Here is a 16,058-nt window from a genome sequence, read left to right on the forward strand (position 1 = left end):
CCCGGGTCGGTCAAGATCGACTGGCACCTCGACCTCAACGACCCGCTGACCCGTGACTACGTCGACGGCGAGCACTTCGCCCAGGTCCTCGCCCGCCGGGGCATCGGCCGCGACACGACGGTCGTGATCTACGGCGACAAGAGCAACTGGTGGGCGGCCTACGCCCTCTGGGTCTTCACCCTCTTCGGCCACGAGGACGTCCGCCTGCTCGACGGCGGCCGGGCCAAGTGGGTTGCCGAGGAGCGCGAGATGACCCGTGAGGTCCCGGCGCCGTCGCCGGTCGACTACCCGGTCGTCGAGCGGGACGACGCCCCGATCCGGACCTTCAAGGACGAGGTGCTCGCCCACCTCGGCAAGCCGCTCGTCGACGTCCGCTCCCCCGGCGAGTTCTCCGGCGAGCTGCTGCACATGCCCGACTACCCGCAAGAGGGCGCCGTCCGCGGCGGCCACATCCCCGGCGCGAAGTCGGTCCCGTGGGCCCGGGCGGCCAACGAGGACGGCACCTTCAAGTCCCGCGCCGACCTCGAGGCGATCTACCAGCAGGAGCAGGGCCTCTCGCCCTCCGACGACGTCGTCGCCTACTGCCGGATCGGCGAGCGCTCCTCGCACACGTGGTTCGTCCTCACCCACCTGCTGGGGTTCGAGCACGTCCGTAACTACGACGGCTCGTGGACCGAGTGGGGCAACGCGGTCCGTGTCCCCGTCGAGAAGTAACAGGTCCACACTGGTGTCTGTGACCTCCGACGACCGCACCGCCCTGCCCGAGTCCCTCGCCGAGATCGCCGAGGACTTCGCCTCGGTGACGGCGCGGGACCGGCTCCAGCTGCTCCTCGAGTTCAGCGACGAGCTGCCGGCGCTGCCCGAGCGATATGCCGGGCACGCCGAGCTGCTCGAACGCGTCGACGAGTGCCAGTCGCCCCTCTTCCTCGTCGTCGAGGTCGCCGACGGGGCGAGCCCGCTCGAGCGGGTGGTCAGCCTCCACTTCCAGGCGCCGCCCGAGGCCCCGACGACCCGGGGCTTCGCCGGGATCCTCCACGCCGGGCTCGACGGGCTGAGCGCCGGCCAGGTGCTGGCCGTGCCGGACGACGCGCCCTACCGCTTCGGGCTGGCCGAGGCCGTGTCGCCGCTGCGGCTGCGCGGCATGGTGGCGATGCTCACCCGGATCAAGCGCCAGGTGCGCCTCAAGACGGCCGCCTGAACCGGCATACCCCTCCCGCTGCGACCCCCCCTGCTGCTGCGTCCGGCACCTCGGTGGCCCTGGCGACCCACCTTGCCGGACGCAAGCAGCAGGAGGGGGCGGGATCAGCGACCGATCTCGGCGCGCACGGCGTACAGCTCGGGGAAGAAGGTGAGGTCGAGCGCCCGGCGCAAGAACTCGACACCACTCGAGCCGCCCGTGCCCCGTTTGTGGCCGATGACCCGCTCGACGACCTTGAGGTGGCGGAAACGCCACAGCTGGAAGCTGTCCTCGAGGTCGACGAGCTCCTCGCAGGTCTCGTAGACGCCCCAGTGCTCCGACGGGGCGGCGTAGACCCCGCTGAGGACCTGGACCAGCTGGTCATTGACCGTATGCGGCGTGGTCCAGTCCCGCTCGAGCAGCTCGGCGGGCACGGCATACCCGTGCCGTGAGAGGTAGTGCAGGAACACGTCGTAGAGGCTCGGCTCCCCGAGGAGCCCAGCGAGCAGCCCGCGGGCGGGCGGGTCGTGGTCGAAGACGGCGATCATCTCGGCGTTCTTGTTGCCCAGGAGGAACTCGACGGCGCGGTACTGCCACGACTGGAAGCCCGAGCTCGTCGCGAGGAACGGCCGGATCTGCGCGTACTCGCTCGGCGTGAGGGTGGCCAGGACCGACCACTGGTCGGTGAGCACCTCGAGGATCCGCTTGACCCGGGCCAGCCGTTTCAGTGCCGGCGACAGCTCGTCGCTGATCAACAGGCTTCTGGCAGAACGTAGCTCGTGGATCATCAGCTTGAGCCACAGCTCGGAGGTCTGGTGCTGGATGATGAAGAGGAGCTCGTCGTGCTGGGCCGGCTCGCTGCGCGGGTGCTGGGCGCTCAGCAGCCGGTCGAGGTCGAGATAGTCGCCGTAGGTCATGCTGCGGCTGAAGTCGCGCTGGACCCCCGGCTCGAGGTCGCGCTGGTTGGTGGCCATGGCGACCACGCTAGTGGCCGGTCAGGCGGCGGCACCCGGCGACAGGGTCGGCAGACCCGCAGACGCCGCGGCGGCGAGCTGACGCACGTCGTAGGAGATGAAGGAGCCCGCACCACAGTCCAGCGCGCTCGCGACGTGGAGGGCATCGAGGGAGCGGACCTCGCCTGCCAGCAGGCCAGCCACCCGGAAGACCTGCCTCGTCGGCACGGTGAGGACGACGACCGCGAGGACCGCCGTCACGTCGGCCTGCTGGACACCGAGACGCGTCGCAAGCCGGTGCAGCTCCGTGGTGAGCAGCTCGCTGGAGCCGAACGCGTCGCCCGCCTTCAGCGCCGTGCGCACGAATCGGTCGAGCGCCGCCGACTCCTGCTCCTCCACCAGGAGTTTGGCCCAGGCCGAGGAGTCGACATAGTGGACAATCACCGTTCGCCCTTCAGTTCGTCGAGGGCGACCGTGCTGTCCATGGGAGCGTGCACCCTGTCGAGCGACGGCAGCTCCGATCTCGTTGCGGGCCGGGCGATCCCGACCGCGAGGAGCTCTTCCAGACGACTCTGCGGCACCGGGGACAGGATCGCCACCGGACGCCCGTTGTTCGTCACGACGTAGGACTCTCCCGCACCGACCCGGCGGAGGATCTCAGCGCTGCGGTTGCGCAGCTCGCGATGCGAGATGGTCTCCATCCGGGGGTCCTTTCAGCGGGTGTGGCTCAGCAGGCGTAGCACAATGCGACACCTGCTGAGCTGCACCGCTGACGATCAGGCGCCGAGGTTGAACTCGTCCGGGTCGGGACCGGTGCGGTGGCCCCTGTCGAGCGCGGTGATCGAGGCGACCTCCTCGTCGGTCAGCTCGAAACCGAAGACGTCGATGTTCTCGGCAATCCGGCGCGGTGTCACCGACTTGGGGATGACGACGTTTCCCAGCTGCAGGTGCCAGCGGATGATCGCCTGGGCCGGCGTGACGCCGTGGGCCTCGGCAACGGTGAGGACGACCTGGTCTTTGAGCACGTCGCCGCCGGACGCCAGCGGGCTCCACGCCTCGGTGAGGATGTCGTGCTTCGCGTGGAAGTCCCTCAGCTCCTGCTGCACGAGGTAGGGGTGCAGCTCGATCTGGTTGATCGACGGCAGCTCGCCGGTCTCGGCCTGCAGGCGCTCGAGGTGGTTGACCTGAAAGTTGCAGACGCCGATGGCCTTGATGCGGCCGTCGTCGCGCAGCTTCTGGAAGGCCTTCCAGGTCTCGACGAAGGCGTCCTTGGCCGGGGTGGGCCAGTGGATGAGATAGAGGTCGAGGACCTCGAGACCCAGCCTCTCCATCGAGCCGTCGAAGGCCCGCAGGGTGCTGTCGTGGCCCTGGTCGGTGTTCCACAGCTTGGTCGTGACGAAGATGTCGTCGGTGCCAAGGTCGCTCGCGGTGAGGGCCCGGCCGACACCGGCCTCGTTCTCGTAGGCGCGTGCCGTGTCGATGTGCCGGTAGCCAGCCTCGAGGGCCGTACCGACGGCGGGCTCGACCTCGTCGTCAGGCACCTGCCAGACGCCGAAGCCGAGTTGCGGGATGTCGATCGCACCCGAGCTGGTGGACAGGGGGAGATGGGGCACAGAAGTCATCCGCCGACTGTATGCCGCGGGCTGGCCGTCCTCAGCGCGGGTCACCCCCCGAGACGGTCGGGAACAGCTGCCGACCATGAGGCGTTTACGGCTCTCGCCTGTGAGAAGAGTCAAGCCCGGGCGGGCTCCCCCACCCGTTAGGCTCCGAGCCATGTCGCAGATCTCGAAGGTGCTGATCGCCAACCGCGGCGAGATCGCCGTCCGTATCGCCCGTGCCTGCACGGACGCCGGCATCGGCTCAGTCGCCGTGTACGCCGACCCCGACCGCGACGCCCTGCACGTCAAGGTCGCCGACGAGGCCTACGCCCTGGGGGGCGCCACCCCCGGCGAGAGCTACCTCGACCAGGACAAGCTCCTCGCGGTGGCGAGGCAGTCGGGTGCCGACGCCGTGCACCCGGGCTACGGGTTCCTCGCCGAGAACGCCGGCTTCGCTCAGGCCGTCATGGACGCCGGGCTGACCTGGATCGGCCCCGGGCCCGCCGCCATCGACGCGCTCGGTGACAAGGTCAAGGCCCGCCACATCGCCACGAAGGCGGGGGCCCCCCTCGTGCCCGGCACCAACGACCCCGTCGAGGGGCCCGACGAGATCATCGCGTTCGCGACGGAGCACGGACTGCCCGTCGCCATCAAGGCGGCATACGGCGGGGGCGGGCGTGGCCTCAAGGTCGCCCGCACCATGGAGGAGATCCCCGAGCTGTTCGAGTCGGCCGTCCGCGAGGCCGTGACAGCCTTCGGCCGCGGGGAGTGCTTCGTCGAGCGCTTCCTCGACCGGCCGCGCCACGTCGAGACCCAGTGCCTGGCCGACGAGCACGGCACCGTCGTCGTCGTCTCCACGCGGGACTGCTCGCTCCAGCGCCGCAACCAGAAGCTCGTCGAGGAGGCGCCGGCCCCGTTCGTCACGAAGGAGCAGCACGCCGAGCTCGTCCGGGCGTCCAAGGCGATCCTCACGGAGGCGGGCTACACCGGCGCCGGGACCTGCGAGTTCCTCATCGGCCCGGAGGGGGACATCTCCTTCCTCGAGGTCAACACCCGCCTGCAGGTCGAGCACCCGGTGACCGAGGAGGTCACCGGCATCGACCTCGTCCGTGAGCAGTTCCGGATCGCGGCCGGGGAGGCCCTCGGCTTCGAGGACCCCGTGCCGCACGCGCACTCGTTCGAGTTCCGCATCAACGGCGAGGACGCCGGCCGCGGCTTCCTCCCGGCGCCCGGCACAGTGAGCCGCTACGTCACCCCGTCGGGGCCCGGCGTGCGCGTCGACTCCGGCGTCGTCGAGGGGGACGTCATCGGCGGCGCCTTCGACTCGATGCTCGCCAAGCTCATCGTCACCGGCCGCACCCGCCAGGAGGCGCTCGAGCGCTCGCGTCGTGCGCTGGCCGAGTTCGAGGTCGACGGCATGCCGACGGTCCTGCCGTTCCACCGCCTCGTGGTCAGCGACCCCGCCTTCGCGCCCGCTGACCCGAGCACCCCGTTCTCCATCCACACCAGGTGGATCGAGACGGAGTTCGACAACACGATCGAGCCGTATGCCGGCGGGTCGGCTGCCGCACCCGCCGAGCCCGGGGCGCGCCAGACGATCGTCGTCGAGGTCGGCGGCAAGCGCCTAGAGGTCGTGGTCGCCGGTGGCCTGTCCCTGGGCGGGGGCGGTGGTGCCGCGAAGAAGAAGGCGCCGCGTCGTTCCGGCGCGGGCACGACCACCGCCGCCGCATCCGGCGACGCCCTCACCGCCCCGATGCAGGGGACGATCGTCAAGATCGCCGTCGAGGAGGGCCAGCAGGTCGACGCCGGGCAGACCGTCATCGTCCTCGAGGCGATGAAGATGGAGCAGCCGATCAACGCGCACAAGGCCGGCGTCATCACCGGGCTCAGCGCCGAGGTCGGCGAGACCGTCACGAGCGGCACCGTCCTGGCCGAGATCAAGGACGCGGGCTGACGCGCGTCCTGACGTGCAGGAGGGGCCCGGCGAGCGCCGGGCCCCTCTCGTCTGCCTCTGGATGTGCCGGTCAGCCCCGGTCAGGGCCGGGGGTCACGGCGCCGGAGCGGGAGGCTGCACCGGCGACGGGGCTGGTGCAGGCGGTGGACCGGGCACCGGAGCGGGGGCCGGCGAAGGGGGCGGCGGCCCCGGCATGGGGGCCGGCGTGGGCTCACCCGGCGCGGGCACGGTCTCGTCGGCGGGCAGCCCGAGCCGCTCGCCGACCTTGTCGCCCGCCTTGTCGATCTGGTCCGCGTACTTGCCGCCCGTCCGCTGGTTGACGACATCGCCCAGCTTGTCGAGACCCTGCTGGGCCTTGTCGGGGTTGCCCTGGATGAAGTTCTTGACCTTGTCGAACAGGCCACCGGTGCTGCTCATGTGGGGTTGCCCTTCCCTCTCGTCGAGACGTGGAGCTCGCGCCGGCACGTGCCGGCGCTGACGTCTGCGCTCGACCCTACCCGGGCACGCGCAGTCAGGCGGGGCGCCGGGCCGGTGGCCGACCGGCCACCGATCGTCATGAAGAGGACGCCAGGCCCGACCTAGACTCGGATCATGCTCTTGATGCTCACCGCCGACACCGTGCCGCAGTCGGGCGGCTTCAGCTTCGTCAACCTCCTCGTCCTGCTCGTCGTCGCGGCGCTCGCCTGGCCGCTCTGGAGGCGACTGCGGGCGTCCGTCTCGAGGAACCGGCGCGAGCGGTGGGCCCGCGAGGAGCAGCTGGAACCGTTCACCGAGGACACCGACCCGGACCTGCGCCGCAACCACCTCAATGCCACCGAACTTGACACCACCGAGCGCCGTGCCACGGAGCGCGACACCCCCGACCCCGGACATCGCTAGACCGACCGACCCGATGGACCCCGACGGAGGCTGCCCGGTCAGTGCAGGCGACGCGCTGCCTCGGCGATCGAGCCGCTCATCGACGGATACACCGTGAAGGTGCTCGCGAGCTGGTCGACGGTGAGGTGGTTCTGCACTGCGAGCGCCACCGGAAAGATCAGCTCGGAGGCGCGCGGCGCGACGACCACACCGCCCAGCACGGTCCCGGCCCCCTGACGGGAGAAGACCTTGACGAACCCGTCCTCGAAGCTGTCCATCTTGGCGCGGGGGTTGGTGGACAGCGGCAGCATGACGGCCCTGGCGTCCACCCTTGCCTCGTCGATGTCGTGCTGGGAGATGCCGACCGTGGCGATCTCGGGGGAGGTGAAGATGTTGGCGGAGACGACGTTGAGCGCGAGCGGGGAGACCGCGTCGCCGAGGGAGTGCCAGACCGCGATGCGGCCCTGCATCGCGGCCACCGACGCGAGCGGGAGGACCCCGGTGCAGTCGCCCGCGGCATACACGCCGCGCACGGACGTGCGGGAGACCCCGTCGACCTCGATGTGTCCTGACTCCGAGAGCTGGACACCGCTCTCCTGCAAGCCGATTGCCGACGTCTGGGGCACCGAGCCGACGGCCAGCAGGGCGTGGGAGCCGTCGACGGTGCGACCGTCCACCAGGTGCACCCGCACCGCGTCACCCACGCGCTCGACGCTCGCCATCCTGGAGCGGTTGAGGACCTGCATGCCGTCGCGGCGGAAGACCTCCTCGATGACCGTCGCGGCGTCGGCGTCCTCACCGGGCAGGACCCGGTCACGCGACGACACGAGGACGACCTCGGCGCCGAGTCCCACGTAGGCGTGGGCCAGCTCGGCACCGGTCACCCCCGAGCCGACGACGACGAGCCGCTCGGGGATCTCGGTGAGGCCGTAGATCTGTTTCCACGTCAGGATGCGCTCGCCGTCGGGCACGGCCGTCGGCAGGACCCGCGGCCTGGCGCCGGTGGCGACGAGCACCACGTCGGCGTCCAGCTCCTCGCTGCCCCCGGCCTCGAGGTCCGCGCGGACCCGCCCCGGTCCGAGCAGCGTCCCGGTCCCGCGCAGGATGCGGACGCCGTCGCCGTCGAGGCGCGCCCTGATGTCGTCACTCTGGGCGCCAGCGAGCCGCAGGATCCGTCGGTTCACGCAGGTCAGGTCCGCCGTGGCAGTCCCGGCGCCGAGGTCCACGCCGAGCGTCGCGCCCGAGGAGAGGTTCGACATGAAGGCGGCCGTGGAGATGAGGGTCTTGCTTGGTACGCAGTCGGTCAGGACGCAGGCCCCTCCGAGCCCGTCGCGCTCGACCACCGTGACCGTGGCCCCCATCCGGGCCGCGACGAGCGCTGCCTCGTAACCGCCGGGGCCACCACCGAGGACGACGACTGAGGAGGTGCGAGCGATCACGGGACCATCCAACCATCCGGTATGCCGGGTGCTCGCCACCACGCTTCTCGACGGGCGGTCAGGGGGGGTGCCACATCGTTCCCCGTTCGAGATCCATCGGCCGGACACGGTGTAGCCACCCGTCATACGCTGGAGCGCCCCGCGACGTTCAGGCGGGTACACCAGAGTCTCACCGAAGCGACGGCCCGACCGGGCCGCCCTTGATGGAGGTAGAAGTGAACAGAGTCCGTCCCCACACCGGTGCCACGATCGTCCTGCTCGCCGTCACGGCGGTGACCCTGGCGTCGTGCTCGCCACCGGCGAAGACCACCGACGCCGGCGCGGGCAGCGGGGGCGGCACATCGGGAACCAGCATCGCGACCGCCACCTCGGCACAGGAGGCCGGGGGGATGGACGCGCTCGTGGCCGCCGCCAAGAAGGAGGGCACGCTCAACGTCATCGCCCTGCCCCCGGACTGGGCGAACTACGGTGAGATCATCAAGGGCTTCGAGGCGAAGTACGGCCTCAAGGTCGACAGCGCCCAGCCCGATGCGTCGAGCGCCGAGGAGATCACGGCCGCCAAGAACCTCAAGGGCCAGTCCAAGGCCCCGGACGTCTTCGACGTCGGCCAGGCCGTCGCGGCCGCCAACACGGCGATGTTCGCGAAGTACAAGGTCTCGACCTTCGCAGACGTCCCCGCCAGGCTCAAGGACGCGAACGGCACCTGGGTCAACGACTACGGCGGCTACATGAGCATCGGCTACGACGCCAGCAAGGTCCCGGCGCCGACGTCGGTCGCGGACCTGCTCAAGCCGGAATACCAGGGCAAGGTCGCCCTCAACGGCGACCCGACCAAGGCCGGGGCGGCGTTCAGCGGCGTGGTCATGGCCGCGCTCGGCTCGGGGGGCTCGGCGGACGACATCAGCAAGGGCGTCACCTTCTTCACGCAGCTCAAGGCGGCCGGCAACTTCCTGCCCGTGGACCCGACGCCGGCGACGATCGAGGCCGGCCAGACGCCGGTGGTCCTGGACTGGGACTACCTCAACGTCGCCCAGGGGACCAAGCTCAAGGGCAAGCTCGACTGGAAGACCGTCGTCCCGAAGGACGCGGTCGTCGGCGGTTACTACGTCCAGGCCATCAACGTCGACGCGCCGCACCCGGCGGCCGCGCGGCTGTGGCAGGAGTACCTCTACTCCGACGAGGGCCAGAACCTGTGGCTCAAGGGAGGCGCTCGTCCCGCGCGTGAGGAGGCCATGGTGAAGTCCAGCACCATCGACGCCACGGCATACGCGGCCCTGCCCAAGGCCGACGGCACGCCCGTCTTCCTCACCAGCGCGCAGAGCGAGACCGCCAAGACCTACCTCGGTGAGAACTGGGCCAAGGCGGTTGGCTGACGCCGCGACGACGGGGAGTCCGTCCACCGGCCGACGACCGGTGGGCGCGCTCCTCGGCGTCGTGCCCTTCCTTGCCTACGCGACGGTCTTCCTGCTCATCCCCACGCTCGTCGTGATCGTCGGGGCGTTCGCTGACGGCTCCGGCCGCCCGACCCTGGCGAACCTCTCCGCCCTCGGCCAGCCGCAGGTCGTCTCCGCCCTCATGCACTCCGTCGTGCTCTCGGCGGTCACGGCGGTCCTGGGCGCCCTGATCGGAGCACTGCTCGCGTATGCCGTCTCGACCGCCGGGCCGCAGAGCCTGCTCAAGCGGGTGGTCACCGCGGCGTGCGGGGTGCTCGCCCAGCTCGGGGGCGTGACACTGGCCTTCGCCTTCATCGCGACCCTCGGGTTCAGCGGCTTCGTCACGATCTGGGTCCAGCGGTTCGGCGTCAACCTGGCGAGCACCACCTGGCTCTACGACTGGGACAAGGGCCTGATGCTGGTCTACCTGTACTTCCAGATCCCGTTGATGGTCATCGTCTTCCTGCCCGCCGTGGAGGGGATCCGACCCCAGTGGCGCGAGGCCACCGAGACGCTCGGCGGAGGCACGTGGGCCTACTGGCGCAAGGTTGCCGGCCCGATCCTCGCGCCGTCGTTCCTCGGGGCGGTGCTGCTGCTCTTCACCAACGCGTTCAGCGCCTACGCCACCGCGGCGGCACTGGTCTCGCAGGGCTCGCCCATCCTCCCCCTCCAGATCGGCGGGGCGCTGAGCTCCGAGGTGATCCTCGGCCAGGAGAACGTCGGCAAGGCGATGGCCCTCGCCATGGTGGTGGTGGTGGCAGTCGTCATGTCCCTCTACGTCGTGCTCGACCGGCGCACCTCACGATGGCTCAGCCGATGAGCGGGGTCGCCGGAGCGCGCCGGCGCAAACAGGCCGTCCTGCGCCGGGTCACCGTGGGCGTCCTCGGCGTGATCTTCGCCCTGCCCCTCTACGCCATGGTCGAGTTCACGACCCGCGCCCCGGGCGGGGGGCGCACCCTCGACACGTGGCGCAAGCTCGTGGACTTCCCCACCATCGACGCCGACTACTCCGACCTCAAGGACGGGCTCATCGCGTCCCTCGGGCTGACGATCCTCACGGTTCTGCTCATGCTCGTGCTCCTCGTCCCGACGATGACGTGGGTGCGCCTGCGCCTGCCGCGGCTGAGGCGCACCATCGAGTTCATCTGCCTCCTGCCCCTGACGATCCCCGCCATCGTCCTGGTCGTCGGGCTCGTCCCGGTCTACGCGTGGGTGACCTACTTCCTCGGTGAGTCCTCGGTCCTGCTCGGCTTCGCCTATGTCGTCCTCGTCCTGCCCTACGCCTACCGGGCCCTGGACGCCGGCCTCTCGGCCATCGACGTGACGACCCTCGCCGAGGCCGCCCGCTCGCTCGGCGCGAGCTGGTTCACGGTGATGTGGCGGATCATCCTGCCCAACGTGCGCACCGCGGTGCTGTCCGCATCGTTCCTCGCCGTCGCCGTCGTGCTCGGGGAGTTCACCATCGCGTCGCTGCTCAGCCGCACCAACCTCCAGACCGCGATCAACACCATCGGCAAGCGCGACTCGCAGATGGCCGTCGCGGTCTCGTTCGCCTTCCTCACCCTCGCGGCCCTGTTGCTCTTCGGGCTGTCCTTCGTCGGCTCGCGCCAGCGGGGTGGTCCGCGGCGCGGACTGCGCCTGCCCTGGGGCCGCCCCTCCCCCTCCCCCTCCCCCAGGAGCCTAGATGTCCACCAGTAGCCGGGCGCCGCAACCCGACCCGAGCACGCCGCGTGACCGGTCCGCTCCGGCAGACCGGCCGACCCGGGCAGTCGGAGCCCGGGGGGTCCGCGTGGAGCTGACCGACCTGCACCGCCACTACGGGCCCGTCCGCGCGCTCGACGGCCTTACCCTGCGGCTCGAGCCGGGTGAGCTCGTCGCCCTCCTCGGCCCGTCCGGGTGCGGCAAGACGACTGCGCTGCGCATCCTCGCCGGCCTCGAGGACGCGACCTCGGGGCGCGTCTCGGTGGACGGCGTCGACCTCACGTCCACGCCGACCAACAAGCGCGACATGGGGATGGTCTTCCAGGCCTACAGCCTCTTTCCCCACCTGACCGCGCGCCAGAACGTCGAGTTCGGGCTGGAGATGAGGCGCCGGGCGGGCGGCACGCGCCGCGCCCGGGCCGGGGAGATGCTCGAGCTCGTCGGCCTCTCGTCGCAGGCCGACCGCTACGCCCACCAGCTCTCCGGCGGGCAGCAGCAGCGGGTGGCCCTGGCCCGGGCCCTCGCCGTGGAGCCCCAGGTCCTGCTCCTCGACGAACCGCTGTCCGCCCTCGACGCCAAGGTCCGGGTCCAGCTGCGGGACGAGATCCGGCGGATCCAGCTCGAGGTGGGCACGACCACCCTGTTCGTCACCCATGACCAGGAGGAGGCCCTCGCCGTCGCCGATCGCGTCGGCGTGATGCGGGCGGGCAACCTCGAGCAGCTCGCCGCACCCGCTGACCTCTACAACTGCCCCGCGACCGCCTTCGTCGCCGACTTCGTCGGGCTGACCAACCGCCTCGACGCCGAGGTCCACGACGGCTGGGCCGAGGTCCTCGGCGCCCGCCTCCCCGTGCTGCCCGGGTCTGTCGAGCAAGGACCGGCCACGGTGCTCGTGCGGCCGGAGGCCATCGCCGTCGAGGCCGACCCCGCGGGGCACGGCATCATCGTCTCGGCGAGCTTCCTCGGCGCCACGGGTCGCGTGCACCTCACGACCAGCGGCGGGGACCGCGTCGTCGCCCAGATCGACAACGCGAGCGTGGCGGGCTACGCCCCCGGCGACCGGGTCCGGATCACCCCCCGCGCGACCCCCGCCCTGGCCGTCGAGCGCTCGCAGCCCACCTCGACCCTCCCCGACGCCGACGCGGTCTAGGCTGCGGGCGTGAGCGAGCCGACGCCGACCCTCGACCTCGACGACCCGGGCACCGACCCGTTCGAGGTGGCCGACGCGGCGGCCGCCGTCATCGCCGAACGCACCGGAGCTGCCCGCCACGACGTGGCGCTCGTCCTCGGCTCCGGGTGGGGCCGGACCGGCGACCTCATTGGCGAGACCCTGGCCACCCTCGACAACGCGGAGGTGCCGGGGTTCCACCGGGCGGCCGTAGCAGGCCACGCGGGGACCATGCGTTCGATCGCCATCGGGGACACCGGCCGTCGGGCGCTCGTCTACGGCACGCGGACCCACTACTACGAGGGTCGCGGCGTGCGCGCCGTCGTCCACGCCGTCCGGACCGCGAAGGCAGCCGGGTGCAGCGTGATCGTCCTCACCAACGGCTGCGGCGGGCTGAACCCGGCGTGGTCCCCGGGCACGCCGGTCCTCATCAGCGACCACCTCAACCTCACGGCCGCCTCACCGATCGAGGGCGCGAACTTCGTCGACCTGACCGACCTCTACTCCACCCGGCTGCGCGCCCTCGCCCGGCAGGTCGACGGCACCCTCGACGAGGGGGTCTACGTCCAGTTCCGGGGACCGCACTACGAGACCCCGGCCGAGGTGCGGATGGCCAAGGTCCTCGGCGGCGACCTCGTGGGGATGTCGACGACCCTCGAGGCGATCGCCGCCCGCCAGTCGGGCCTGGAGGTGCTGGGCGTCTCGCTGGTGACGAACCCCGCTGCCGGCATCTCCGACCACCCCCTCTCACACCGTGAGGTCCTCGAGGCCGGCCAGGCGGCTGCCGGACGCTGCGGCCGGCTTCTCGCGGACGTCGTCACCCGCATCGCCTCCCGCTGAGGACCCCGCGATGACCACACCGACGACGTCATCGGGTCCCACCCTCACCGGCGACCTCCGCCGCGAGGTGCGGGGCTGGATCGCCGACGACCCGGATCCGGCCACCCGCGCCGAGCTCACGGCCGTCCTCGCAGCTGCCGGGGGCAGTGACGCAGCGACCGCTGGAGCCGCGGTCGCCGACCTCGCCGACCGCTTCGCCGGCCTGCTCGAGTTCGGCACCGCCGGGCTGCGCGGGGCCCTGGGTGCCGGGCCGCACCGGATGAACCGCGCGGTGGTCATCCGCGCGACAGCCGGCCTCACGGCATACCTGCGTGACGAGGGCAATGTTGCGAAGCCGACGGTCGTCGTCGGCTACGACGCGCGCCACAACTCCGACGTCTTCGCCCGCGACACCGCAGCCGTCGTCGTCGCCGCCGGTGCACGCGCCGTCGTCCTGCCCCGGCCGCTGCCGACCCCGGTGCTGGCCTTCGCGATCCGCCACCTCGGCGCCGACGCGGGCGTCATGGTGACGGCGAGCCACAACCCGCCGCAGGACAACGGCTACAAGGTCTACCTCGGCGACGGCAGCCAGATCGTGCCACCGACCGACGCGCAGATCGCTGCCCACATCGCGTCCGTCCACGCCGTCGCGGACGTGCCTCTCGCCGTCGACGGGTGGGAGACGTTGGGCGACGACCTCTGGGCGGACTACGTCGAGGCCGTATGCCGGCTCGTCGCGGAGGGCGGCCCGCGGGACCTCTCGATCGTCCACACGTCCTTGCACGGCGTCGGCAACGACACGGTGCTGAAGGCTTTCGTTCAGGCGGGTTTCGTTGCGCCACAGGTCGTCTCGAACCAGGCGCAACCTGACCCCGACTTCCCGACCGTGGGCTTCCCCAACCCGGAGGAGCCCGGCGCCATCGACGCGGCGCTGGCGCTGGCCCGCGAGGTCCACCCGGACCTCGTCATCGCCAACGACCCGGACGCCGACCGGTGCGCCGCCGCGGTCGTCGACGGGGACGACTGGCGGATGCTGCGCGGCGACGAGGTCGGCGCCCTCCTCGGGGCGCACGTCCTGGCCCGTGGCGTCCCGGACGGCGGCGTCGTCGCGAGCTCCATCGTCTCGTCCCGGCTGCTCGCGGCGATGGCGGCGGCGGCAGGGGTGCGCCACGAGGAGACCCTCACCGGGTTCAAGTGGATCGCCCGGGTGCCCGGCCTCGTCTACGGATACGAGGAGGCGCTGGGATATTGCGTGGCGCCGCAGGTCGTGCGCGACAAGGACGGCGTGAGCGCGGCGCTGTTCCTGGCGGAGATGGCGGCCGGTCTCAAGGCGCAGGGACGCACGCTGCTCGACGTGCTTGACGACCTCGCGGTCCTGCACGGCGTCCATGCGACCGACTCGTTCGCGGTGCGGGTCACCGACCTGACCCAGATCCCGCCGGTCATGGACCGGCTCCGGGGCGACCCGCCGACGACGGTGGCAGGCATCCGCGTCGAGCGCCTCGACGACCTCGGCCGGGGCGACGGCGGGCTGCCCCCGACCGACGGCCTGCGGCTCTTCCTCGCCGACGCGTCCCGGATCGTCGTGCGACCGTCCGGCACCGAGCCCAAGATCAAGGTCTATCTCGAGGTCATCGAGGGGGTGGGCGAGCCGGACGCCCTCGCGACGTCCCGGCATACGGCGCACGAGCGGTTGTCAGCGATCAGGGCCGACATGCGGCAGCTCACCCGGCTCTGACGGTCGGCCGGAGGCAGGTACACGACACCTCTCGAGAGCGCCTCATCCGCGAAGATGTCGGCCTGACAAGTGAAGGCGCCGGCCTGGGGCCTGCCATGGAGACCCTGCCCCCACGTTTGACGCGCCCCAGATGACCACTCACGGCAGGGGACAGGAGGGGCTCAGGGTTGGTCGCCCCGGTGGCCGAGGATGAACGCAGCTCGAGGCCGATCTCGCCTCCGGGGCGGCACCCGAGGTCCTGATCCCGGGTGACCCCGCCGGGTTCGACCTCGCTGGTGGCACGTTGCGCGGACATGCGGATCTGCTCGAGGGCACCGGTGACAGCTTGTCGCGGATCGAGGTGACGAACTGGCGCGGCCGGGCCAGCACCGGCTTCCGCCAGGTCATCCAGGTCGAGCCGGGCCGGTGGCGCACGGCAGCCGACGCCTTCACCGCTGCGGCCGTCGCCCTCGACGGCTAGGTGGCGAGCCTTGCACCGGCGCGCGTGCTGGCCCGGCAGGCTCGGGCGCTCCATGGACGCTGAGAGTCGATGCTCGCGACAGCCGCCGAGCTGTCCAGGGTCCCCGCGTCGGTGCCCGGCACCGATCCCACCAATGGGGTCCTGGGCGTCCTTGACAGGATGCGGATCGGCGCCCGCTTCGAGCAGATGAACGCCATCGCCGCCGGGGGGGCCCTCCGCGGGCCGGCGCCCGGCACCCCCGCCGCCGTGCTGGCCACCACCACCGCGCACTCACGGCCTTGGACACCGGCTACCGAGGCCGTGTCGCCGAGATCGACCCCGGCCCTGATCTCGCGCCAGAACCTTCGGCGGACCTCGTACGCAAGAGCGTGATGACCCATCGCAGACACCTCTTCATCAAGAGGTGTTGCGTTGACGGGTTGGACTCACGCACTCAGTCTCGGAATCCCCCACCCCCGGTGCATGACGTCGTCCCTGCGGGAAGGAGCGCCCGGTTGTCACTGACGTCGTAGTAGACCCCGGTCGACGTCGGGTTGCCGCCGGTGACCTGAACCAGGAGGCCGGGGAAGGAGACGGACGGAACCGGGGTCTGGGCCCGGATGTAGCTCGTCCCACCGGCGACCAGCCTGGCCAACGCGAAACGGGGTTGAGCCCGGACGACCCAGTCGAGGCCGTCCTGCTGCAGGCCGTCCACGGAGAGCCGGAGCACGTGCTTGCTGGAATGGGGGCGTGAACGTCATGTGCCGCGGCGACGGCGGTG

Annotated in this window: 18 protein-coding genes and 1 pseudogene; 12 read left to right on the forward strand and 7 right to left on the reverse strand. The window is 71.3% G+C overall.

What is annotated here, in order from left to right; genetic code table 11:
- The coding region (locus ACLL9L_RS11110) for a sulfurtransferase (RefSeq protein WP_411284722.1) at window positions 1-714 on the forward strand (714 nt) is incomplete at its 5' end.
- 13 nt (window positions 715-727) lie between these two features.
- Entirely contained in the window at window positions 728-1,198 is a 471-nt protein-coding gene (locus ACLL9L_RS11115) for a SufE family protein (RefSeq protein ID WP_411284723.1), read from the forward strand.
- Between the two features lie 104 nt (window positions 1,199-1,302).
- Here ACLL9L_RS11115 and ACLL9L_RS11120 read toward each other — a convergent pair whose 3' ends face one another.
- From ACLL9L_RS11120 to ACLL9L_RS11135, 4 genes are all read right to left on the reverse strand, one after another.
- Window positions 1,303-2,151, reverse strand: coding sequence for a tryptophan 2,3-dioxygenase (locus tag ACLL9L_RS11120; protein ID WP_411284724.1), 849 nt, complete (start codon window positions 2,149-2,151; stop codon window positions 1,303-1,305).
- A 21-nt stretch (window positions 2,152-2,172) separates the two neighbouring features.
- On the reverse strand, window positions 2,173-2,574 hold the full coding sequence (locus tag ACLL9L_RS11125) for a type II toxin-antitoxin system VapC family toxin (RefSeq protein WP_411284725.1): 402 nt from the start codon (window positions 2,572-2,574) through the stop codon (window positions 2,173-2,175).
- Window positions 2,571-2,831 carry a type II toxin-antitoxin system Phd/YefM family antitoxin gene (locus ACLL9L_RS11130; RefSeq protein WP_411284726.1) on the reverse strand — a complete coding sequence of 87 codons (261 nt, stop codon included), beginning with the start codon at window positions 2,829-2,831 and terminating at the stop codon, window positions 2,571-2,573. Before ACLL9L_RS11130 ends, ACLL9L_RS11125 begins: the two co-directional genes overlap by 4 nt.
- A gap of 75 nt (window positions 2,832-2,906) precedes the next feature.
- A complete protein-coding gene (locus ACLL9L_RS11135; protein WP_411284727.1) occupies window positions 2,907-3,752 on the reverse strand; it encodes an aldo/keto reductase in 846 nt (281 codons plus the stop codon).
- A gap of 151 nt (window positions 3,753-3,903) precedes the next feature.
- On the opposite strand from ACLL9L_RS11135, the gene ACLL9L_RS11140 reads away from it, so the two are divergent.
- On the forward strand, window positions 3,904-5,682 hold the full coding sequence (locus tag ACLL9L_RS11140) for an acetyl/propionyl/methylcrotonyl-CoA carboxylase subunit alpha (RefSeq protein ID WP_411284728.1): 1,779 nt from the start codon (window positions 3,904-3,906) through the stop codon (window positions 5,680-5,682).
- Window positions 5,683-5,775: 93 nt separating this feature from the next.
- On the opposite strand, the gene ACLL9L_RS11145 is transcribed toward ACLL9L_RS11140, so the two are convergent.
- Window positions 5,776-6,099, reverse strand: a complete 324-nt coding sequence (locus ACLL9L_RS11145; protein WP_411284729.1) for an antitoxin — start codon at window positions 6,097-6,099, stop codon at window positions 5,776-5,778.
- A 174-nt stretch (window positions 6,100-6,273) separates the two neighbouring features.
- Here ACLL9L_RS11145 and ACLL9L_RS11150 point away from each other — a divergent pair, with 174 nt between their 5' ends.
- Window positions 6,274-6,561 carry a hypothetical protein gene (locus ACLL9L_RS11150; RefSeq protein WP_411284730.1) on the forward strand — a complete coding sequence of 96 codons (288 nt, stop codon included), beginning with the start codon at window positions 6,274-6,276 and terminating at the stop codon, window positions 6,559-6,561.
- Between the two features lie 38 nt (window positions 6,562-6,599).
- Here ACLL9L_RS11150 and ACLL9L_RS11155 read toward each other — a convergent pair whose 3' ends face one another.
- Complete coding sequence (locus ACLL9L_RS11155; RefSeq protein ID WP_411284731.1) at window positions 6,600-7,979, reverse strand: NAD(P)H-quinone dehydrogenase; 1,380 nt, start codon at window positions 7,977-7,979, stop codon at window positions 6,600-6,602.
- A 215-nt stretch (window positions 7,980-8,194) separates the two neighbouring features.
- Here ACLL9L_RS11155 and ACLL9L_RS11160 point away from each other — a divergent pair, with 215 nt between their 5' ends.
- The 8 genes and pseudogenes from ACLL9L_RS11160 (at window position 8,195) to ACLL9L_RS11195 (ending at window position 15,670) form a co-directional block, all read left to right on the forward strand.
- Window positions 8,195-9,352 (forward strand): ABC transporter substrate-binding protein, encoded by a 1,158-nt coding sequence (locus tag ACLL9L_RS11160; RefSeq protein WP_411284732.1) that lies wholly within the window; start codon window positions 8,195-8,197, stop codon window positions 9,350-9,352.
- Window positions 9,353-9,392: 40 nt separating this feature from the next.
- A complete protein-coding gene (locus ACLL9L_RS11165) occupies window positions 9,393-10,232 on the forward strand; it encodes an ABC transporter permease (protein ID WP_411284733.1) in 840 nt (279 codons plus the stop codon).
- Entirely contained in the window at window positions 10,229-11,110 is an 882-nt protein-coding gene (locus ACLL9L_RS11170; RefSeq protein ID WP_411284734.1) for an ABC transporter permease, read from the forward strand. The genes ACLL9L_RS11165 and ACLL9L_RS11170 overlap by 4 nt, the downstream gene beginning before the upstream one ends.
- Entirely contained in the window at window positions 11,097-12,263 is a 1,167-nt protein-coding gene (locus tag ACLL9L_RS11175; RefSeq protein ID WP_411284735.1) for an ABC transporter ATP-binding protein, read from the forward strand. The genes ACLL9L_RS11170 and ACLL9L_RS11175 overlap by 14 nt, the downstream gene beginning before the upstream one ends.
- Window positions 12,264-12,272: 9 nt before the next feature.
- Entirely contained in the window at window positions 12,273-13,121 is an 849-nt protein-coding gene (locus ACLL9L_RS11180) for a purine-nucleoside phosphorylase (RefSeq protein WP_411284736.1), read from the forward strand.
- A 10-nt stretch (window positions 13,122-13,131) separates the two neighbouring features.
- Window positions 13,132-14,838 (forward strand): phospho-sugar mutase, encoded by a 1,707-nt coding sequence (locus ACLL9L_RS11185; protein ID WP_411284737.1) that lies wholly within the window; start codon window positions 13,132-13,134, stop codon window positions 14,836-14,838.
- A gap of 214 nt (window positions 14,839-15,052) precedes the next feature.
- Window positions 15,053-15,298: pseudogene (locus ACLL9L_RS11190) on the forward strand (putative T7SS-secreted protein); the annotation flags it as partial.
- Window positions 15,299-15,367: 69 nt separating this feature from the next.
- Complete coding sequence (locus ACLL9L_RS11195) at window positions 15,368-15,670, forward strand: hypothetical protein (protein WP_411284738.1); 303 nt, start codon at window positions 15,368-15,370, stop codon at window positions 15,668-15,670.
- A gap of 61 nt (window positions 15,671-15,731) precedes the next feature.
- Here ACLL9L_RS11195 and ACLL9L_RS11200 read toward each other — a convergent pair whose 3' ends face one another.
- Window positions 15,732-16,007, reverse strand: coding sequence for an alkaline phosphatase family protein (locus tag ACLL9L_RS11200; RefSeq protein WP_411284739.1), 276 nt, complete (start codon window positions 16,005-16,007; stop codon window positions 15,732-15,734).
- Window positions 16,008-16,058: the final 51 nt, after the last annotated feature.

Origin of the sequence: Lapillicoccus sp., assembly GCF_046595215.1 — a bacterium.
GTDB lineage: Bacteria > Actinomycetota > Actinomycetes > Actinomycetales > Dermatophilaceae > Lapillicoccus.

Coding starts and splice junctions, on each gene's coding strand:
- ACLL9L_RS11120 (WP_411284724.1), bottom strand. CDS start 2,151: ATGGCCACCAACCAGCGCGACCTCGAGCCGGGGGTCCAGCGCGACTTC.
- ACLL9L_RS11130 (WP_411284726.1), bottom strand. CDS start 2,831: ATGGAGACCATCTCGCATCGCGAGCTGCGCAACCGCAGCGCTGAGATC.
- ACLL9L_RS11135 (WP_411284727.1), bottom strand. CDS start 3,752: ATGACTTCTGTGCCCCATCTCCCCCTGTCCACCAGCTCGGGTGCGATC.
- ACLL9L_RS11140 (WP_411284728.1), top strand. CDS start 3,904: ATGTCGCAGATCTCGAAGGTGCTGATCGCCAACCGCGGCGAGATCGCC.
- ACLL9L_RS11145 (WP_411284729.1), bottom strand. CDS start 6,099: ATGAGCAGCACCGGTGGCCTGTTCGACAAGGTCAAGAACTTCATCCAG.
- ACLL9L_RS11150 (WP_411284730.1), top strand. CDS start 6,274: ATGCTCTTGATGCTCACCGCCGACACCGTGCCGCAGTCGGGCGGCTTC.
- ACLL9L_RS11170 (WP_411284734.1), top strand. CDS start 10,229: ATGAGCGGGGTCGCCGGAGCGCGCCGGCGCAAACAGGCCGTCCTGCGC.
- ACLL9L_RS11175 (WP_411284735.1), top strand. CDS start 11,097: ATGTCCACCAGTAGCCGGGCGCCGCAACCCGACCCGAGCACGCCGCGT.
- ACLL9L_RS11185 (WP_411284737.1), top strand. CDS start 13,132: ATGACCACACCGACGACGTCATCGGGTCCCACCCTCACCGGCGACCTC.
- ACLL9L_RS11195 (WP_411284738.1), top strand. CDS start 15,368: ATGCTCGCGACAGCCGCCGAGCTGTCCAGGGTCCCCGCGTCGGTGCCC.